This window comes from Blastochloris viridis (assembly GCF_001402875.1).
GTDB classification, from domain to species: Bacteria; Pseudomonadota; Alphaproteobacteria; order Rhizobiales; family Xanthobacteraceae; genus Blastochloris; species Blastochloris viridis.
This window is the reverse complement of sequence record NZ_CP012946.1, coordinates 1854949-1872575: the sequence shown is the minus strand read 5'-3', so window position 1 is coordinate 1872575 and position 17627 is coordinate 1854949. Positions and strand designations below refer to the sequence as shown.

13 protein-coding genes and 2 tRNA genes are annotated in these 17627 nt (G+C 68.2%); 8 read left to right on the top strand and 7 right to left on the bottom strand.

What is annotated here, in order from left to right:
* Positions 1–259 precede the first annotated feature (259 nt).
* Genes cobM through cobA form a run of 3 tightly spaced genes read left to right on the top strand, consistent with a single transcriptional unit; the run spans position 260 to position 3109 of the window.
* Positions 260–1027 carry a precorrin-4 C(11)-methyltransferase gene (gene cobM / locus BVIR_RS08295; protein WP_055037259.1) on the top strand — a complete coding sequence of 256 codons (768 nt, stop codon included), beginning with the start codon at positions 260–262 and terminating at the stop codon, positions 1025–1027.
* A gap of 12 nt (positions 1028–1039) precedes the next feature.
* Entirely contained in the window at positions 1040–2359 is a 1320-nt protein-coding gene (locus tag BVIR_RS08290; protein ID WP_055037258.1) for a cobyrinate a,c-diamide synthase, read from the top strand.
* Positions 2360–2362: 3 nt separating this feature from the next.
* On the top strand, positions 2363–3109 hold the full coding sequence (cobA, locus tag BVIR_RS08285) for a uroporphyrinogen-III C-methyltransferase (protein WP_055037257.1): 747 nt from the start codon (positions 2363–2365) through the stop codon (positions 3107–3109).
* Positions 3110–3220: 111 nt separating this feature from the next.
* Here the strand turns inward: cobA and BVIR_RS08280 are convergent, their stop codons facing one another.
* Entirely contained in the window at positions 3221–3727 is a 507-nt protein-coding gene (locus BVIR_RS08280) for a YciE/YciF ferroxidase family protein (protein WP_055037256.1), read from the bottom strand.
* Between the two features lie 449 nt (positions 3728–4176).
* Between BVIR_RS08280 and BVIR_RS08275 the strand changes: the two genes are divergently transcribed.
* Positions 4177–4578, top strand: a complete 402-nt coding sequence (locus BVIR_RS08275; protein WP_082417364.1) for a GNAT family N-acetyltransferase — start codon at positions 4177–4179, stop codon at positions 4576–4578.
* Between the two features lie 111 nt (positions 4579–4689).
* Positions 4690–5337 carry a glutathione S-transferase N-terminal domain-containing protein gene (locus tag BVIR_RS08270; protein ID WP_055037255.1) on the top strand — a complete coding sequence of 216 codons (648 nt, stop codon included), beginning with the start codon at positions 4690–4692 and terminating at the stop codon, positions 5335–5337.
* Between the two features lie 82 nt (positions 5338–5419).
* Here BVIR_RS08270 and BVIR_RS17310 read toward each other — a convergent pair whose 3' ends face one another.
* Both BVIR_RS17310 and uvrA read right to left on the bottom strand, forming a co-directional pair.
* Positions 5420–5554 (bottom strand): hypothetical protein, encoded by a 135-nt coding sequence (locus BVIR_RS17310; protein ID WP_257720199.1) that lies wholly within the window; start codon positions 5552–5554, stop codon positions 5420–5422.
* Positions 5555–5620: 66 nt separating this feature from the next.
* Positions 5621–8647, bottom strand: coding sequence for an excinuclease ABC subunit UvrA (gene uvrA / locus BVIR_RS08265; RefSeq protein ID WP_055037254.1), 3027 nt, complete (start codon positions 8645–8647; stop codon positions 5621–5623).
* Between the two features lie 508 nt (positions 8648–9155).
* On the opposite strand from uvrA, the gene BVIR_RS08260 reads away from it, so the two are divergent.
* Together BVIR_RS08260 and BVIR_RS08255 are read left to right on the top strand one after the other, a co-directional pair.
* Positions 9156–9650 carry a single-stranded DNA-binding protein gene (locus BVIR_RS08260; RefSeq protein ID WP_055037253.1) on the top strand — a complete coding sequence of 165 codons (495 nt, stop codon included), beginning with the start codon at positions 9156–9158 and terminating at the stop codon, positions 9648–9650.
* Positions 9651–9790: 140 nt separating this feature from the next.
* Complete coding sequence (locus tag BVIR_RS08255) at positions 9791–11548, top strand: sensor histidine kinase (protein WP_055037252.1); 1758 nt, start codon at positions 9791–9793, stop codon at positions 11546–11548.
* A 551-nt stretch (positions 11549–12099) separates the two neighbouring features.
* On the opposite strand, the gene BVIR_RS08250 is transcribed toward BVIR_RS08255, so the two are convergent.
* Positions 12100–16176, bottom strand: a complete 4077-nt coding sequence (locus BVIR_RS08250) for a DEAD/DEAH box helicase (protein WP_058124831.1) — start codon at positions 16174–16176, stop codon at positions 12100–12102.
* A 227-nt stretch (positions 16177–16403) separates the two neighbouring features.
* Here BVIR_RS08250 and BVIR_RS08245 point away from each other — a divergent pair, with 227 nt between their 5' ends.
* Positions 16404–16685, top strand: a complete 282-nt coding sequence (locus BVIR_RS08245) for a hypothetical protein (RefSeq protein WP_145912028.1) — start codon at positions 16404–16406, stop codon at positions 16683–16685.
* Between the two features lie 277 nt (positions 16686–16962).
* On the opposite strand, the gene BVIR_RS08240 is transcribed toward BVIR_RS08245, so the two are convergent.
* The 3 genes from BVIR_RS08240 to BVIR_RS08230 all read right to left on the bottom strand — a co-directional run bounded on the left by BVIR_RS08240 (position 16963) and on the right by BVIR_RS08230 (position 17575).
* Positions 16963–17039 (bottom strand) — tRNA-Arg (locus BVIR_RS08240).
* 127 nt (positions 17040–17166) lie between these two features.
* Entirely contained in the window at positions 17167–17469 is a 303-nt protein-coding gene (locus BVIR_RS08235; RefSeq protein WP_055037249.1) for an ETC complex I subunit, read from the bottom strand.
* A 30-nt stretch (positions 17470–17499) separates the two neighbouring features.
* Positions 17500–17575 (bottom strand) — tRNA-Pro (locus tag BVIR_RS08230).
* Positions 17576–17627 lie beyond the last annotated feature (52 nt).

Here is a 17627-nt window from a genome sequence, read left to right as displayed (position 1 = left end):
GCCGAAGGGGTGGACCGCGGCGTCGCCGCCGTCAAGCGGGCGGGGCGGGGGCGGCCGGCCGGGGGAGGCCGGTGCGCCTGCCTTGCCAAGCCGGTACGGCTGACGCATTTTCAGCGCCGCCGCGGGCCGGGACCATAAGCGTTCGCTTCGTCGCGGCTTCCGGACTGCCGGCGCGGTGAACCTGTGCGGCAATGCCGGCATCCCTGCAGCCCGCCGCCGTCTGGCGCCGACCGAACCGCCCGCGGCCTGGAGACCTGCCATGACCGTTCATTTCATCGGCGCCGGGCCGGGGGCGCCCGACCTCATCACCGTGCGCGGCCGCGACCTCATCGCGCGCTGCCCGGTCTGCCTCTATGCCGGCTCGCTGGTGCCGAAGGCACTGATCGCGCTGTGTCCGCCCGGCGCCCGCGTGGTCGACACCGCGTCGCTCGACCTCGACGCCATCGAGGCCGAGTTCGTCGCCGCCGACCGGGCTGGTCTCGACGTCGCCCGGCTGCATTCCGGCGACCTGTCGGTGTGGAGTGCGATGGGCGAGCAGATTCGCCGGTTGCAGACGCATGGCATTGCCTACACCGTCACCCCCGGCGTGCCGGCGTTCGCCGCCGCCGCCGCCGCGCTCGGCCGCGAGCTGACGCTGCCAGAGGTGGCGCAGAGCGTGGTGCTGACCCGCACCTCGGGCCGCGCCTCTGCGATGCCGGAGTCGGAGCGGCTGGAGGCGTTCGCCGCGACGGGGGCGACGCTCGCGATTCATCTTTCCATCCACGTGCTGGCGGAGGTTCTGGCGCGGCTGAGGCCATTCTACGGGCCGCATTGCCCGGCGGCGGTGGTCTACCGCGCCAGTTGGCCGGATGAGCGGGTGATCGTCGGCACCCTCACCACGCTGCCGGAACTGGTGGCGGCGCAACCGATCGAGCGGACCGCGCTGATTGTGGTCGGGCCGGCGCTCGCGGCGGAAGAGTTTCGCGACAGCGCGCTGTACGATCCCGGCTACGACCGCCGCTTCCGCCGCGCGGCGGAAGAGGACTGATCGGGGCGTCCGATGGACAGCATTCCCGCCGGGCCGGCCGGGCTGGTGATCGCCGCGCCGCGCTCGAACTCCGGCAAGACCACGGTGACGCTCGGGCTGATCGCGGCGTTGCGTCGCCGCGGCCGCGCGGTACAGCCTTATAAAAGCGGGCCCGATTACATCGACCCCGCCTTCCACGCCGCCGCCGCCGGCCGGCCGGCGTTCAACCTCGATTCCTGGGCGATGCGACCCGGCCGGCTCGATGCGTTGCTGGCGGCCGGGCAGGGCGCCGACCTCGCCATCGCCGAGGGCGCAATGGGGCTGTTCGACGGCACCACCGCCGGCGCCGCTGGCGACGGCTCCACCGCCGACATCGCCGCTTTGACCGGCTGGCCGGTGGTGCTGGTGCTCGACGTCTCCGGCCAGACCGCCACCGCCGCCGCGGTGGCGCTGGGCTGCGACCACTTTCGCCGCGGGGTGCGGGTGGCCGGCGCGATCCTCAACAAGGTCTCCAGCGATCGCCACCAAGCCCTTGTCGAGGCGGGATTCGATCGTATCGGCATCCCGGTGCTGGGCGCATTGCGCACCCGGCCGGCCATCGCGCTGCCGGAGCGCCATCTCGGCCTGGTCCAGGCCGAGGAGGACGCCGACCTTGCCGGCCGCATCGCCGCACTGGCCGATCTGGTCGAGCGCGAGATCGACGTCGCCGCGGTCGAGGCGACGGCGCGCCCGCGGATCGCGTCGGCGTCGACGCCGGCGGACGCCGGCCTCACCCCGCCCGGCCAGCGCATCGCGCTCGCCCGCGACGCTGCATTCTCGTTCGTCTATCCCCACCTGCTGGCGGCGTGGCGGGCGGCCGGGGCCGAGATCGTGCCGTTCTCGCCGCTGGCGGACCAGGGACCCGACCCCACCTGCGACGTCGTTTGGCTGCCGGGCGGCTATCCCGAGTTGCACGCCGGGCAGCTCGCGGCGGCGGCGCGGTTCAAGGCCGGGCTTGCCGCATTCGCAGCGTCAAAGCCGGTTCACGGCGAGTGCGGCGGCTACATGGTGCTGGGAACGGGGCTGGTCGACGCTGGCGGCATCCGCCACGCCATGACCGGTCTTCTGGGACTGGAGACATCGTTCGCCGCGCGCCGGCTCCACCTCGGTTACCGGCTGGCGCGGCTTTTCCACCCGGTCGCGGGGCTGGCGGGGGTGTTGCGCGGCCACGAGTTCCATTATGCCAGCATCCTCGTCCAGCCGGATCCGCCGCTGGCCGAGGTGGCCGACGCATCGGGCCGGGCCGTCGCCGAAACCGGTGCGCGCCGCGGCCACGTCACCGGGACGTTTTTTCACATGATCGACGCCGCTTAGGGCATGAGCCAGATGTCTTCCCATGGGCGCGGCCACATCGCGCTGGTCGGTGCCGGACCGGGCGATCCGGACCTTCTGACGCTGCGGGCGCTGGCCCGCATTCGCGCAGCGGACGTGATTCTCTACGATGACCTCGCCAGCGGGCCGGTGCTGGAGGCGGCGCGGCCGGACGCCGAGCTGATCGCGGTCGGCAAGCGCGCCGGCCGGCCCTCGCATAGCCAAGCCGAGGTGACGCGGCAGATGATCGACCATGCCAGCGCCGGCAAGCGGGTGGTGCGGCTGAAGTCGGGCGACCCCACCCTGTTCGGCCGCGCCGACGAGGAGATCGCGGCCGCGCGCGCCGCCGGAATTGAGCTGGAGATCGTGCCGGGGGTGACCACCGCCACCGCGGCGGCGGCGCACGTTCAGGTGTCGCTGTCGAAGCGCGTGGTGGCGCGGCGGGTGCAGATGATCACCGGCCACGACGTCGATGCCCGCCTGCCGGACCTCGACATTGCCGCCTTGGCCGACCCCGAGGCGACCACCTGCGTGTTCATGGGCAAGGGCACCTTCGCCGAACTGGTCGAGAAGCTCATCGCCCACGGCATGGCGGCGGACACGCCGGCTGCGGTGATCGAGAGCCTGGGTACCCCCGCCACCACAGTGATGCGCGGCACCATCGCCGAGCTGGCGGCGCGGCTGGCGGCGGAACGGCCGTCCGGGCCGTGCATGATCCTCTACGGCCGGGCGCTGGCCGAGCCGGCGAGCTGATCGATCGTGAACGCGTCGCCACCACGGCCGGTCCGAAGCCCTGCCGTGGCGGCGTTTTGATCGGAGCTCGATCGCCGGTGAGATGGCACCGAGCCCGGCCGATTCGGTGCGTTAGCTGACGGCGCGGAGGTTGATCTTGCTTTCCGCCGCGGCGGTGAGCTTGCGGTCGGTCGCCTTCTCCTCGTCGAGGGTTTGCTGCAGCACGGCAGCGCAGTCGCCGCGGCCGAGCTGCTTGGCCCACGCAACCAGCGAGCCGTAGCGGGTGATCTCGTAGTGCTCGACCGCCTGGGCGGCGGCGATCAGGGCGGCGTCCATCACATCGGTGTCGCCGATGTCGCTGGAAATCTCGTCGCCCTCCTCGAGGATGCCGTCGATCGCCGGGCAGTCGATCTGGCTCGGCGTGACGCCGTGCATCTGGAATACCTTCTCCAGCCGCTCGACGTGGCCCTCGGTTTCGCGCAGGTGGGTCTCGAAGCCCCGCTTCAGCTCGGGATCGGACGCCTTGGAGATCATTTTCGGCAGCGCTTGGGTAATCTGCTTTTCGGCATAATAGATGTCGCGCAGGCCGTGGACGAACAGGTCGTCGAGGCTCTTGATGTCCTTGGAGAACAGACCCATGGCTTGGTCCTTTCGGTCGTCGGTGTGGGAATGCGCCGCGATCCCACAGCAGCTTTGGCCACGCGCGATGTGCGGAGGAGGCCATTGTCATCGGGACTGCGGGCACGCGGCCGTTGGCCTGCTCTGAAACGTGCGGCCGAGCCAAGCGTTCCCGCGGCCGGGCAGTTTTCTCATGGCTTTCCAATGGCTCAGCTTACGGTAACCGGGGCTCGCGTAGCCTCAAGGCCGGGCTTTTGCGGCCGTCATTTCGCCGTTGGGTCCGGCGGTTATGCGGTGTCTGCGCTGGCACAGGTGCGAGTCGCCCCGCGCCGGCGCCGCGCCGCGTGGCGGCCCGCTCGGGCGGTCGGCGAGAGTTTGGGAGGCTTAATGTGACGGTCGATGTGAGGACGCAAGCCGAGGCGCTGGTGATCGAGCCGGCCCGGCGGGAGGATTTGCCGGCCATCGTCGCCATGTTCGCCGCCGATCCGCTTGGCGGCCACGGTGACACCGTCGATCCGGCCGCGCTTGACGCCTACAAGGCCGGGTTCGACGCCATCACGGCGTCGTCCGCGACCGAACTTTTCGTCGCGCGCCTGGACGGCCGGGTGGTCGCCACCTTCCAGCTCATCGTCGTCGGCGGCATCGCCGGCCGCGGCGCCTGCCGCGCCATCGTCGAGGGGGTGCAGGTGGCGCCCGATCTGCGCGGGCGTGGCATCGGCGCCGCCGTGGTCGCGCACGCCGAAGCCGAGGCGCGGGCGCGCGGTGCCGCGACTGTCGCGCTGACCTCGAACGCGGCGCGCACCGACGCCCACCGCTTCTACGCGCGACTCGGATTTGCCAGGACGCACGTCGGTTTCAAGAAACCGCTTTGAGAGCATGGCGTTGCTTTCTGCAGCCGACCTCTGCGGCGCGAGACGTTGCAGCGCAGGCCCACTGATCCTAGGGTCCCGCAACGCCGTGTTCGCCGGCTCTCGGAGTCCAATATGCCTGCTGCTCCCGCACCTATCGAACTTTACTACTGGCCGACGCCGAATGGCTGGAAGATCTCCATCATGCTGGAGGAGTGCGGGCTGCCCTACGCCGTTGTTCCAGTGAACATTTCCAAGGGAGAACAGTTCAAGCCGGACTTCCTGGCGATCTCGCCCAACAACCGCATTCCGGCGATCGTGGATCCCGACGGGCCGGGCGGTAAGCCGATCTCGGTGTTCGAGTCGGGGGCGATTCTGCAGTATCTCGGCCGCAAGACCGGCAAGTTCTATCCCACCGACGAGCGCGCCCGGGTCGAGGTCGAGCAGTGGCTGTACTGGCAGGTCGGCGGGCTGGGGCCGATGGCAGGACAAGCCCACCATTTCCGCATCTACGCGCCGGAGAAGATCGATTACGCCATCACCCGCTACACCAACGAGGTGGCGCGACTCTATGGGGTGATGAACAAGCGCCTCGCCGAGCGCGAATTCCTGGCAGGCGACTACTCGATCGCCGACATCGCCTGCCTCGGCTGGTCCAAGCTGTGGGAACGCCAGGGCCAGGACGTCACCCGCTTTCCCCACTTCAAGCGCTGGCTCGACACCGTGAAGGCGCGGCCGGCGGTGCAGCGCGGCCTCGCCGTGCTGGCCGAGGAGCGGAAATAGCCGGCTCCGGTCGGCGGCATTGCGTCGCGGCGGACTACGCCGCGCTGTTCCGCCCTACGAGGAAGTTGCGCTTGCTGGCCGGTCAGGATTGGGTCAGCCGGTCGTAATCCGCGTGCATGCCGATCCAGACCCACAACAGCCCGTGGTCGAGCTCGACTGCGAGCGCGCGGTGGCGCAGCCCCACCAGAGCCGACCAGAATCGGCCGACCTTCTTCAAATGCAGGGATTTAAGGGCGAGTACTGCTCATACTCAGGTACATGCCGGGCACGGAGTATGATTTGCCTACTCCGCCGCCCGCTTCGCCTTGCCCCGCGCCAGCACCGGCTTGAGGAACTTCCCCGTATAGCTGCGCGGTGCTTTGGCGATCAGCTCGGGCGGGCCTGAGGCGACGATCTCGCCGCCGCCGTCGCCGCCCTCGGGGCCCAAATCGATCACCCAATCGGCGGTCTTGATCACTTCGAGGTTGTGCTCGATCACCGCCACGGTGTTGCCCTGCGCCACCAGCTCATGCAGCACCTCCAGGAGCTTGGCGACGTCGTGGAAGTGCAGGCCGGTGGTCGGCTCATCCAGGATATAGAGCGTGCGGCCGGTCGAGCGTTTCGACAGCTCCTTGGCCAATTTGACGCGCTGGGCCTCGCCGCCGGACAGCGTGGTGGCCTGCTGGCCGATGTGGATGTAGCCGAGCCCGACCCGCGCCAGCGTCTCCATGATCCGGCGGATGGTCGGCACCGCCTGAAAGAACGTTGTGCCTTCGTCCACCGTCATGTCGAGCACGTCGGCGATCGACTTGCCCTTGAAGATCACCTCCAACGTCTCGCGATTGTAGCGTTTGCCCTTGCAGACGTCGCAGGTGACGTAGACGTCCGGCAAGAAGTGCATCTCGATCTTGATGACGCCGTCACCCTGGCAGGCCTCGCAGCGCCCGCCCTTGACGTTGAACGAGAAGCGGCCGGGCCCGTAGCCGCGCGCCTTGGATTCCGGCAGGCCGGCGAACCAGTCGCGGATCGGGGTGAACGCGCCGGTGTAGGTGGCAGGATTAGAGCGCGGGGTGCGGCCGATCGGCGACTGGTCGATGTCGATCACCTTGTCGAGCTGTTCGAGGCCGGTGAGGGCGTCGTGGGCGCCGGGCACGTCGTGGGCGCCGTTGAGCCGCCGCGCCACCGCCTTGAACAGCGTGTCGATCAACAGCGTCGACTTGCCGCCGCCCGACACCCCGGTGATGCAGGTGAACAGGCCGAGCGGGATCTCGGCGGTGACGTTCTTCAGATTGTTGGCGCGGGCGCCGACCAGCTTCAGCATGCGGCCCGGATCGGGCTTGCGCCGGGCCGGAACCGCGATCGACTTCTGGCCGGTGAGGTATTGCCCGGTCAGCGACGCAGGGTCGGCCATGATCTCGGCCGGGGTGCCCTGCGATACGATGCGGCCGCCATGGATGCCGGCGCCGGGGCCGACGTCGACCACGTAGTCGGCCTCGCGGATGGCGTCCTCGTCGTGCTCGACCACGATCACGGTGTTGCCGAGGTCGCGCAGCCGCACCAGCGTCTTCAAGAGGCGCTCGTTGTCGCGCTGGTGCAGGCCGATCGAGGGCTCGTCCAGCACGTAGAGCACGCCGGTGAGGCCCGAGCCGATCTGCGAGGCGAGGCGGATGCGCTGGCTCTCGCCGCCCGACAGCGTGCCGGAGTTGCGCGCCAACGTCAGATAATCGAGACCGACGTCGGTCAGAAAGCGCAGCCGCTCGCGGATCTCCTTCAAGATGCGCACTGCGATGTCATTCTGCTTGGTGTTGAGCTGCGCCGGCAGCGCCTCGAACCACTCAGCCGAGCGGCGCACGCTCATCTCGGCCACCTGGCCGATGTGGAACGTGGCGATCTTCACCGCCAGCGCCTCGGGTTTCAGGCGGTTGCCGGCACAGGCCTCGCACGGGGTGGCGGAGAAGTATTTGCCGATCTCCTCGCGCGCCCACTCGCTCTCGGTCTCGCGCCAGCGCCGCTCCAGATTGGTGATGACGCCCTCGAACGGCTTTCGCGTCTCGTAGGCGCGCATGCCGTCGTCATAGGTGATGGTGACCGGCTCATCGCCCGAGCCGTAGAGGATGACGTCGCGCGCCTTCTTCGGCAGCTCCTTCCACGGCACCGTGACCTTGAACTTGAAATGACGGGCAAGGGCGTCGAGGGTCTGGCCGTAATAGGGGCTGGAGGAGCGCGACCACGGCACGATGGCGCCCTGGCGCAGGGTTTTCGCGGTGTCCGGCACCACGAGGTCGGGGTCGATGGTCTGCTCGGTGCCGATGCCGCCGCACGCCGGGCAGGCGCCGAACGGGTTGTTGAACGAAAACAGCCGCGGCTCGATCTCGGGAATGGTGAAGCCGGACACCGGGCAGGCGAACTTTTCCGAGAACAGGATGCGCCGGGGATCGGGCGCATCCGCACTCCCTCCCCCCTTGTGGGGGAGGGCTGGGGTGGGGGGTGTGCCGGCAGTGGACCTAGATTCGTCGCCCCCCACCCGGATCGCTTCGCGATCCGACCTCCCCCGCAAGGGGGGAGGTGAAGAATGGGACGCGGGAGCGTCCGCGAACTCGACGATCGCCAGCCCGTCGGCGAGCTTGAGCGCGGTCTCCAGCGAGTCGGCCAATCGCGAGGCGATGTCCGGCCGCACCACCAGCCGGTCGACCACCACCTCGATGTCGTGCTTGAGCTTCTTGTCGAGGGCCGGCGCTTCCGAGATCTCGAAGAACGCGCCGTCGATCTTGACGCGCTGGAAGCCTTTCTTCTGGAAGTCGGCGAGCTCCTTGCGGTACTCGCCCTTGCGGCCGCGCACGACGGGCGCCAGCAGAAAAAGGCGCGTGCCGACCGGCAGTTCCAGCACCCGGTCGACCATCTGCGACACCGTCTGGCTCTCGATCGGCAGGCCGGTCGCCGGCGAATAGGGCACCCCGACCCGCGCCCATAGCAGGCGCATGTAGTCGTAGATCTCGGTGACGGTGCCGACCGTCGAGCGCGGGTTCTTCGAGGTGGTCTTCTGCTCGATCGAGATGGCCGGGGAGAGGCCGTCGATCTGGTCGACGTCCGGCTTCTGCATCATCTCCAGAAACTGGCGGGCATAGGCCGACAGGCTCTCGACGTAGCGCCGCTGGCCCTCGGCATAGATGGTATCGAACGCCAGCGACGACTTGCCCGAGCCGGACAGGCCGGTGAACACCACCAGCCTGTCGCGCGGAATGTCGAGATCGACGTTCTTGAGATTGTGCACCCGCGCACCGCGGATCGAGATGATGCGGGCGGGATCGGGCTTGGAACGGGGCGCAGTCATGCGGGGGGTCTCGGTGGCAGCAAGAACTCAGACGCGTCCGCCGGCAGAGGTCGGCGGGCGATCGCCAAGTTTGCAGGAACAAAACGTGGACACACCCTAGGCCGGCGTACGCCAATATGCCAGACTGTGGGTGTGGTATTTTCGTCGGCGGCGCGGTGCGGGCACGGAATTATCATATTGGTGCTGGAATTCCTCGGCTTTCTGCTGGACGTGGTCGGGTATGGAACGACGAGGCTTCTTCTCCGCGTGTTCGCCCGCAGGTGCGTGCTAGTCGAGGATATCGGCAGTTCGCATCGCCGCTTCAATGCGTTCGGGTTTCGCGGCGTTGCCGGCCGTGGCCATGGTGACGATATCGGGCCGGGAATCCCAGTTGTTGCGCATCGCTCACCGCGCTAAGAACGTAACCGGAACGTCGTCGCTTGTGGACAGCAGCGGGGCCGGGGCAGCATCTGCGGGATGGCCGGGCTAGGGTGGCGGCACAGAACCCACAGCGGAAGGCACAAAAGCCATGGCGGGCAGCGTCAATAAAGTCATCCTGGTCGGCAATCTCGGGCGTGACCCGGAAGTCCGCCGGCTGAACTCGGGCGAGAGCGTGGTCAACCTCAGGATCGCGACCTCGGAAAGCTGGCGCGACAAGGCGACCGGCGAGCGGCGCGAGCGCACCGAGTGGCACTCGGTGGTGATCTTCAACGAGCAGCTTGCCAAAGTCGCCGAGCAGTACCTGAAGAAGGGCGCCAAAGTTTACATTGAGGGCCAGCTGCAGACCCGTAAATGGCAAGACCAGGCGGGGGCGGAAAAGTACACCACCGAGGTGGTGCTGCAGCGTTTCCGCGGCGAATTGCAGATGCTCGACGGGCGCGGCGGCGGTGGCGGCGCGGAGATCGAGGACAGCGGCGACTTCGGCCAGCGCAGCCCGCTGCCGGCCCGCGGTGCCGCCCGCCCGGCGGCCTCCGGCGGCGGCGGCAAGTATTCAAGCGACCTGGACGACGAAATCCCGTTCTGACGGGATCGGGGATGCAAAGAGGTCCGGAGGTATCAAGGTCCTTGGCTCGGGCCGCCAGCGTCTCCTTGCGTGAAAGTCGCTGAAGGAGGAAAGTACGCGCATCGGTTGTGGATAGCATTCCCCAGACGAGGCCGGGCGGAGTGATTGCAAAGCACGATGCCGAACCCGCAAGCGCCGCTCAGGGTCCTGCCCGGCGGCGGCGCGACGTTCCGCTGGCGTGGCTGCTTGCGCTGCTGGTGCTGGCGTCGATGGCGCCGCTGGCCACGCTCTGCACCTATACCGTGCTGCGCTGGGACGATGCCGAGCGGATCGAGGAGATCAAACGCGTCGGCGACGTCGCCCGCACCCTGGCGCAGGCGGTCGACCGCGAGCTGAGGGGCTACCGCGACGCCGCCGAGATGCTGGCGGGCTCGCGCTTGCTATCGACGCCGGACCTTGCCACGTTTGAGGATCAGGCCCGCACCATCGCCGGGCGTGCGGGCGGCGACTTCGTGCTGTTCGACGCGGCGTTGCGTAAGCTGTTCGACACACGCGAGCGGCCGGACACGCCGTCGTCGCCGTTCGCGGACAGCGAGGCGATCGCGCGGGTGTTCAACACCGGCAAGGCCGAGATCGACAATCTCGGCCCGGTCGCCGACGACCGCCAGTTGTCGTTTGGCGTCCATGTGCCGGTGGCCGGCCCCGACCTTGCGGTGCGCTACGTGCTGACGTTGGTGCCGCCCGCCGCCGCGATCCTCAACGTGGTGCAGCAGACCTACCGCCCGGCCGGCTGGTTCGCGACAGTGGTCGACGGCAACGGGCGCGTTGTGGCGCGGGCGTCGCGGCACGACGAGTTTTTTGGGCGCAGCGTGTCGGACAACCTCATCGGCCTGCTCACCGTCCGCCACCATGGGCTGGAAACGGTTGACATGGAGGGACGCCCGTCCGTCACCGCCTTCTCCCGCTCGAGCCTGTGCGGCTGGCACGCCATCGTCTGGGTGCCGAAGGCACTGATCGAGGTACCGAGCCGCGCGCGCCGCGACGCGGTGCTGGCCATGCTGGGGCTGACCACGCTCGTGTCGATCACGGCGGCGGTGGCCGCCGCCCGGTTGATCAACCGCTCGACCCGGCGGACGATGAAGGCGGCGCGGGCACTCGCGGTGGGAACCCCGGTGGCACCCGAATCGAGCCTGATCCGGGAGGACAACGTGGTGCGCGCCGCGCTGGCCGACGCCGCCCGCACCATCGCAGCCCGCGAGGAATCGCTGCGCGAAAACGCCCGGCGGATGAAATTCGTGATGCGCGAGCTGTCCCACCGCTCCAAGAACTTGCTGACGGTGGTGCAGTCGATGGCGCGGCAGACTGGACGGTACACCCAGGACCCCGCCGATTTTCGCGCCCGGTTCGACGACCGCATTTCCAGCTTGGCGCGCTCGCACGATCTTCTGGTCAAGCACGACTGGAGAGGCGCCACCCTGGCCGATCTGATCGATCGCCAGCTGACCCCGTTCGTGGAGACGTCGACCGACCGCATTTCGGCCGAAGGCCCGAACCTGATACTGCGGCCGGACGCCACCCAGACCATTGGCATGGCGCTGCACGAACTCGCCACCAACGCCTCCAAGCACGGGGCGCTGTCGACGCCCGGCGGTCGCATTCGCATCAGATGGGACGTTGACGGCGAGGGCACCGGTCGCCGCCTGCGGCTGATCTGGCAGGAGAGCGGTGGCCCGCCGGTGCATCCGCCGACCCATCGCGGATTCGGCCACGTCGTGGTCGAGCGCATGGTGTCGATGGCGCTGCAGGGCAGGGCGCAGATCGATTGGCTCTCGGAGGGCGTGCGCTGGGTGCTGGAGGCACCGCTGTTCGCCATCACCGACCAGCCCGCAGCCGACCAGCCGGGCGGCGCCCGCGGGTGAGGGACGCGTTGCGTCCGGCCCGAAATCGCAGCTGTCGCCGACCTGAGACCCGAGGCCCTGAAGCTGACCTTTCGCGGCCTCATGGTGTCTCGGCCTCATGGTGAGGAGGCTGCGAAGCAGCCGTCTCGAACCAGGGGGCCGACCTCGGCTCTAAAGTCTGCCTTCCTTCGAGACGCCCGCTGTCGCGGGCTCCTTGTAACTTGAATGCGCCGCGATCGGGTAAGCTACCGGGTGCGGTGACGGGTGGGAGACCGCTTGGCTCCTGGTCGCACGAGACCGCTCCTGAGATCGGCGCCCCACCCGTCGTTCCTTCGAACCTGGACAGTTGCCTGGGCCGCAAGAGCTCGATTCGGCAAGGTCGGCCGGCGGACGCCGTTCCTGGGCGGAGATCTCGCCGCGTTTCTGGGGAAGCTTGGCGCCGCCGCGTAGCGTCTCACGACGCTTTGAGATCGAACGGCCAAACATCGACGCAACGAATTGAGGATGGTGCGTTGCCGTGGGCTCATCATCCAATCCCAGGGCCGACATCGGCAAGGGAGGAGCCGATCACCTCACTCAGAACTGCGGATCAGATTGAGCAGGTCCTCTTCGGAGAGTTGAGCCGATGCATCGGCGCCTTCCAACAGTGCATCCGCGAGGTTGCGCTTGTGCCGGTGGAGCGCGACGATGCGTTCCTCGATGCTGTCCTTGACGATCAGGCGGTAGATGGTGACCGGGCGGCTCTGGCCGATGCGATGGGCGCGGTCGGAGGCTTGGTCCTCGACCGCCGGGTTCCACCAAGGATCAAGGTGGATCACATAATCCGCGGCGGTGAGGTTGAGGCCAAAGCCGCCGGCCTTGAGGCTGATCAGGAACATCTCGCCCGCGCCGGCCTGGAACGCCGCCACCCGCTTGTGGCGCTCGGCCTCGGGGGTCGAGCCGTCGAGATACTGGTAGGCGATCCCCTTGGCGTCGAGCGCGCCGCGGACCTTGCCGAGATGGCTGACGAACTGGCTGAACACCAGAGCGCGATGGCGGCCCTCGATGAGATTGTCCACGAGGTCCACGAACGCCTCCAGCTTGGCGGAGCCGATGCCGCTGTCCGCCGCCACCAGTGCCGGATGGCAGCAGGCTTGGCGCAGCCTGGTGATCTCGGCCAGGATATGGATACGCGTTCGCTCATCCCCGACCTCATCCAGCCGCTCCAGCGCGCGCTGCCGCAGCGCCTCGTAGAACGCGCGCTCCTCTGCCTCCAGTTCGACGAGGATCGTCTGCTCGGTGCGGGGCGGCAGCTCGCTAAGCACTTGCGCCTTGGTCCGGCGCAGGAGGAAGGGGCGCACCAGCGCCTTGAGCGCCGCCTTGGCATTGGCGCTGTTGTCGCGGCTGATCGGGGTGGCGAACCGCCTGGCGAACCGCTCGCGCGCCCCGAGCAGGCCCGGATTGACGAAGGCGAAAATACTCCACAATTCGTCGAGGTCGTTCTCGACCGGCGTGCCGGTCAGCGCCAGGCGAAACTCTGCCTTGAGCCGGCGGCTCGCCTCGGCGCGCCTTGTGTCGGGGTTTTTGATCGCCTGCGCCTCGTCGAGGATGGCCATCGCCCAGGAGATGGCGGTGAGCCGATCCTGCTCGCGCGCCAAAAGGCCGTAGGAGACGATCAGCACATCGCCAGCGCCGAGCCCGCCGATCACCGCGTCGCGGTTGTCGGATTCCACCAGCCGGACCGGCCGCAACGCCGGGGCGAACCGGTTCAGCTCCGCGTCCCAATTGCCGCAGACCGAGGTCGGCGCCACCACCAACATGGGCCCGGCGGCGGCCTTGGCTGTCATCACCGCGATCGCTTGCACGGTCTTGCCGAGACCCATGTCGTCGGCGAGCAGGGCGCCGGCGCCCCAGCGCTCCAGCCGGCTCATCCAGGCAAAGCCGTCGCGCTGGTAGTCGCGCAACTCGGCTGCGAAACCGGGAGCAAGCGTCGGCTCCCAGCCCTCGGCCTCATCAAGGCGGCGGACGAAGTCCTTCCAGCGTGTGTCCGCCTTCACCGACGCTGCGCCATCAAGGAGGTCGCGCACGGCGACGCCCGCCGCATTGGGAATCTTCAACCCGTCGCCGAGCCGGCTGAGCCGCTCCAGCTGCTGGCGAAATTGGCGGTCCAGCGCAATGAAGCCGCCGCCGTCCAGCGGCACGAAACGGCCCTGCATGTTGTCCAAGCGGTCGAGGAGGTCTTTCAGGTCGAGCACCAGGTCGTCATCGACCGCCACCGTTCCGCTCACCGAAAACCAGTGTTCCATCCCCTTGACGCTGGCCTTGAAGCCTTTGGCCGAGGCCACGCCCTTGAGCGACATCTTCTGTCCTTCGGGCCATTCCATCGCCGGGGACGTTGGCAGCGATCGCAGCTCGCCGAGAAACTCCAGGCTGGCGACCAGATCATCGAGCACCCATTCGGGGCCGTCGCCGCCAAGGCTCGGGCAGGATTCACTGAGGGTCGCGGCCAGGCGCCGCTCCGCCTCCAGGTCGCGACGCACGCGCAAGGTGCCGGCATTGATGAACCGCCCGCCTTGGCCCGGCAGGAAATGCGGGCCATGAGCGCCTGCGGGGCGAACCACCAGAGCGACCTTGAGGCCCTCGCCCAGTGGGGAGAGCCGCACCACCGGGCTCGGGTCGCCATCGGTCGCTGCGGCGTCCTCGATCTCGGCAGTCTCGATCCGGATCGGCAAGGCAGGCGCCGTAAGGCGGGCCAGCGCCGAGAGCCGTTCGCGCGCGGAACTCGGGATCGCGACGCCCTTGGCCGACAAGATGGATGCGGCTTCAATGGCGCCGGCATCCACCACCACCACCCGCCACCGCCCCGGAGCGTCGATTTCGATGAAGGCGCCAGGATGCGCCGCCGCGTGGGACAGCGACAGACGGAACCCGGTTTTGTCCGAGGCCAGCACCAGCTCCGGCCGCCCCGCGATCAAGTCGACACTCTCGGCCGGCGAGCGGGCGTCGAACACGCGGGGATGGCCGATCAGGGCCGGCAGCATACTGTCGGCGTGGCATTCGAAGACGTCGCGGTTGTACCAGGACTCCACCGCACGGCGGATGGCGCGGCAGGCGCGCCGGTCGAACTCGTCGAGATAATCGAGCGCCGGATCGCCCTCGCGCAAGCGCTTCAACGCCACAGCCCGCCCTTGGCTCCAGCCGCGCGCCTTCAGCGCCTGCTCCACCGGCTGGATCTCCCGCGTGTCCGGATTGACGAGCCAGACCAGCCGCCTGGTTTGGGCGCCTGGCGCCGGCTCGGCAGGCCGTGCGGGCGCCAGCATCGCCTCCAGGCTCTCCAGCGCGCGCTCCCACGGTGCCTTGGCCTTGATGAGCGTGAGAAACCGGAACGCGATCTCGTTGTCCGGCCGGTCGAGCCATGTGCGGTACGGCACCGGATCGGGGCCGGCGTGCTCCAGCGCCTCCGCCAGCATGGTCGCCGGCAGCGCCATCGAGCTCTCGACGGCGCGAAACAGCGGCATGAATGTCGTCACAGCACGGCGATGAACCTGTTCCGGATCGATGAGGGCGGCTGCGACGGCCAGAAGACCCGTGCTCACCGGTGGCGGGTGCGGTGTCATGCCGACCAGCACCAGGCCGGCTTGCACGGCCTGCTTCGCTACGGTTTCTTTGTTGCGGGTCAGCTCAAGCAGGCCGCGCAGCGCGAACAGGCCGACATGGCCTTCCTTCACCTCGGTCAGGGCTTCGATCTCTGGTTGCAGCGCAACGTCGTCTGCCGCCAGCAGCGCGCAGACCTGCAACAGGCCGACATAGCCGGGCAGGCCGCCTTTTCGTTTGCGGTTGCTCTTGCGGTAGAGCTTCAGCGCCTCGGCAAACAGCGCGACCGCCGTTTTCGGGTCCCCTGTCAGCAGCGCGCGGGAGGCGCGGAACGGGAACGGCAGATCGGCGGGGGTGTCCTTGGGGAGGTCGGCGAGGGTTTGGTCGAGGCGGCCAAGCTGGCCGGTCAGAAGATCGAAATCCACCATCTTGGAAAAGGCGACGGCGCGCAGCCCCGGTTCCCGGTGGCAATGCTCCATCAAGGACGGGTAATCCGCCCCCAGCCCGGCGCCGATCCACCGGTTGGCCTTGGCGGTGAGGATCGCGCTTTGGAACACAGGAAGACGCGAGGCCAGCCACTCCGCCCCGACCTCGACGCCGGCGAAGTGCTGGTCGAAGATCGACGGGGCATCGGTGTGAAAGAAGGTACGCCCATGTCGCTCGATCGCGCGCTGGAACTCGTCCCCGTCATTGAGCAGCACGGCGAGCCGCTGCCACCGCAGCGTGCTGGTCTCGATCGTCCTGTAGTCCCAGCTGCGCCCGCCGTCCTGGCCCAGGGTCGCGTGGATGGCGGCCATCATCGCCGCGCCATCCGGCGAGTCGATGACTTCCACCGCCAGCCTGTGGATGATGCCCGGCACACAAGCGAGGTCCTCGGTGAGCAGCTTCTTTTCGCGCAGCGCCTCGAGCACCGGCGTCAGCGTCTTGCTGGTCCATGCGGGTTTGCTGGAGCTCAACCGGTTGAGGCAGTTCATGAAGACGTTTTTGCCCGTCGCAGGGCCGATCAGCGCCTTGAGGCGGAGAATGGCGCGCTCCTGCGGCCCAAGGGCGGCGAAAATTGAGGCGAGACGGGACACGGAAAAAAAGGCCTCGTGTTCAAACGGTCGCGAGGCTATCGCCACAAACGACTCCCAGCAATGGGACGATCGTGGCCGCGGAACTCAAGCGGCAAATCCACTCTAACCGACGTCGGCGCAGCCCCTCGGCCCGTCCTCGACAGGGGCGCTGGGGTGGCCCAAGCGCGCGGCGGCAAGCGCGCGGCGGCAAACGCAAGGTCGGCGAGGTGCGGCCTGACCATGATGGCATGCTTGGTGCGGTCGCCGGTATGGACGCCGGTGATCCAGTTGTGCTGGTCGGTGACGAACGGGCGCTCCCACACTTCCGGCCGGCCGGGTCGCTCGCGCACCACGAGGCGAAGATCTTCGGCGAGGTCCGGCTCATCGGGCGGGCCGACGGCACGCACGGCCGCCAGCGGGTCGGCTGCCTCGATGATACGCCGCCGAGGGTCGGCGCCTCGGCCGCCTCCCGCACCGCCAGGGCGAACGTGATATACCGCGACGCCGATGAAATCCCCTTCGCCAACTGATGTCGGCGCAGGCGCGCAGGACGGATTCCTTCGGAGACGCGGTATACCAACGACGGCGGCAGACGGCCGTTGGTTCCGATCGCAGATTTTCGTGAAGCTATTGATTTCAGGTAAGAAAATCTGCGATCTTCAACGGCGCCATGCGTCAGCATCCGGGGCCGTCGGTATCAGCCGTCAGAACCAGCCCTGCTAGGCCGACAGGGAATACCAACCCGCGCCAAGAAAACCGAAAAATCCATATCCTTCGGAGTCGCGGAATATAAGCTGCTGAAATCGTTGGCGACCCCGGCAGGGCTCGAACCTGCGACCCGCAGCTTAGAAGGCTGCTGCTCTATCCAGCTGAGCTACGGGGCCGGCCGGTCATGCGAATTCCCGCCTCAGGAGCAGGAGCTTCGCCGTCCGCTCGCCGAGGTCCCGCCTCGAACGGGATGAACGGCGAAGCTGCTTCCTCTCATCAAGACGACACCGTGCGGAAACCGCATCAGTGCGTCCAGCGCTCGGGGCGCTGGACGCTGAAGTTGTCCGAATACGAGTATTTGCGACGGGCCGGCTGGTTCGGCTCCGCCACATGGTAGGCGATGCCTCGCTTCTGGCAATAGGCCACCGCCTCGTCGCGGGTGGTAAACCGCAGCCGGACCTGCGGCTGGGTATCGCTGGTCGCGGTCCAGCCCATCAGCGGCTCGATGAACCGCTTCTCAGATACGAAATCGAGCACCCAGTCCTTGGTCCTGGCACGGCCGGACTGCATCGCCGTGCGGGCCGGTTTGTAGATACGCGCCACCATGCCTCTATCCTCGCCTGACGAGCGGCCGTTTGGTCGGGGCGGCCGGACTCGAACCGACAACCTGGAGCACCCAAAGCTCCCGCTCTACCACTTGAGCCACGCCCCGGTGCAAACCGACGCCGCCGCGAATATTGCAGCATGCTTCCGGATACACGCCC

Coding starts and splice junctions, on each gene's coding strand:
- cobM (WP_055037259.1), top strand. CDS start 260: ATGACCGTTCATTTCATCGGCGCCGGGCCGGGGGCGCCCGACCTCATC.
- BVIR_RS08290 (WP_055037258.1), top strand. CDS start 1,040: ATGGACAGCATTCCCGCCGGGCCGGCCGGGCTGGTGATCGCCGCGCCG.
- cobA (WP_055037257.1), top strand. CDS start 2,363: ATGAGCCAGATGTCTTCCCATGGGCGCGGCCACATCGCGCTGGTCGGT.
- BVIR_RS08280 (WP_055037256.1), bottom strand. CDS start 3,727: ATGGGTCTGTTCTCCAAGGACATCAAGAGCCTCGACGACCTGTTCGTC.
- BVIR_RS08275 (WP_082417364.1), top strand. CDS start 4,177: ATGTTCGCCGCCGATCCGCTTGGCGGCCACGGTGACACCGTCGATCCG.
- BVIR_RS08270 (WP_055037255.1), top strand. CDS start 4,690: ATGCCTGCTGCTCCCGCACCTATCGAACTTTACTACTGGCCGACGCCG.
- uvrA (WP_055037254.1), bottom strand. CDS start 8,647: ATGACTGCGCCCCGTTCCAAGCCCGATCCCGCCCGCATCATCTCGATC.
- BVIR_RS08260 (WP_055037253.1), top strand. CDS start 9,156: ATGGCGGGCAGCGTCAATAAAGTCATCCTGGTCGGCAATCTCGGGCGT.
- BVIR_RS08245 (WP_145912028.1), top strand. CDS start 16,404: ATGCTTGGTGCGGTCGCCGGTATGGACGCCGGTGATCCAGTTGTGCTG.
- BVIR_RS08235 (WP_055037249.1), bottom strand. CDS start 17,469: ATGGTGGCGCGTATCTACAAACCGGCCCGCACGGCGATGCAGTCCGGC.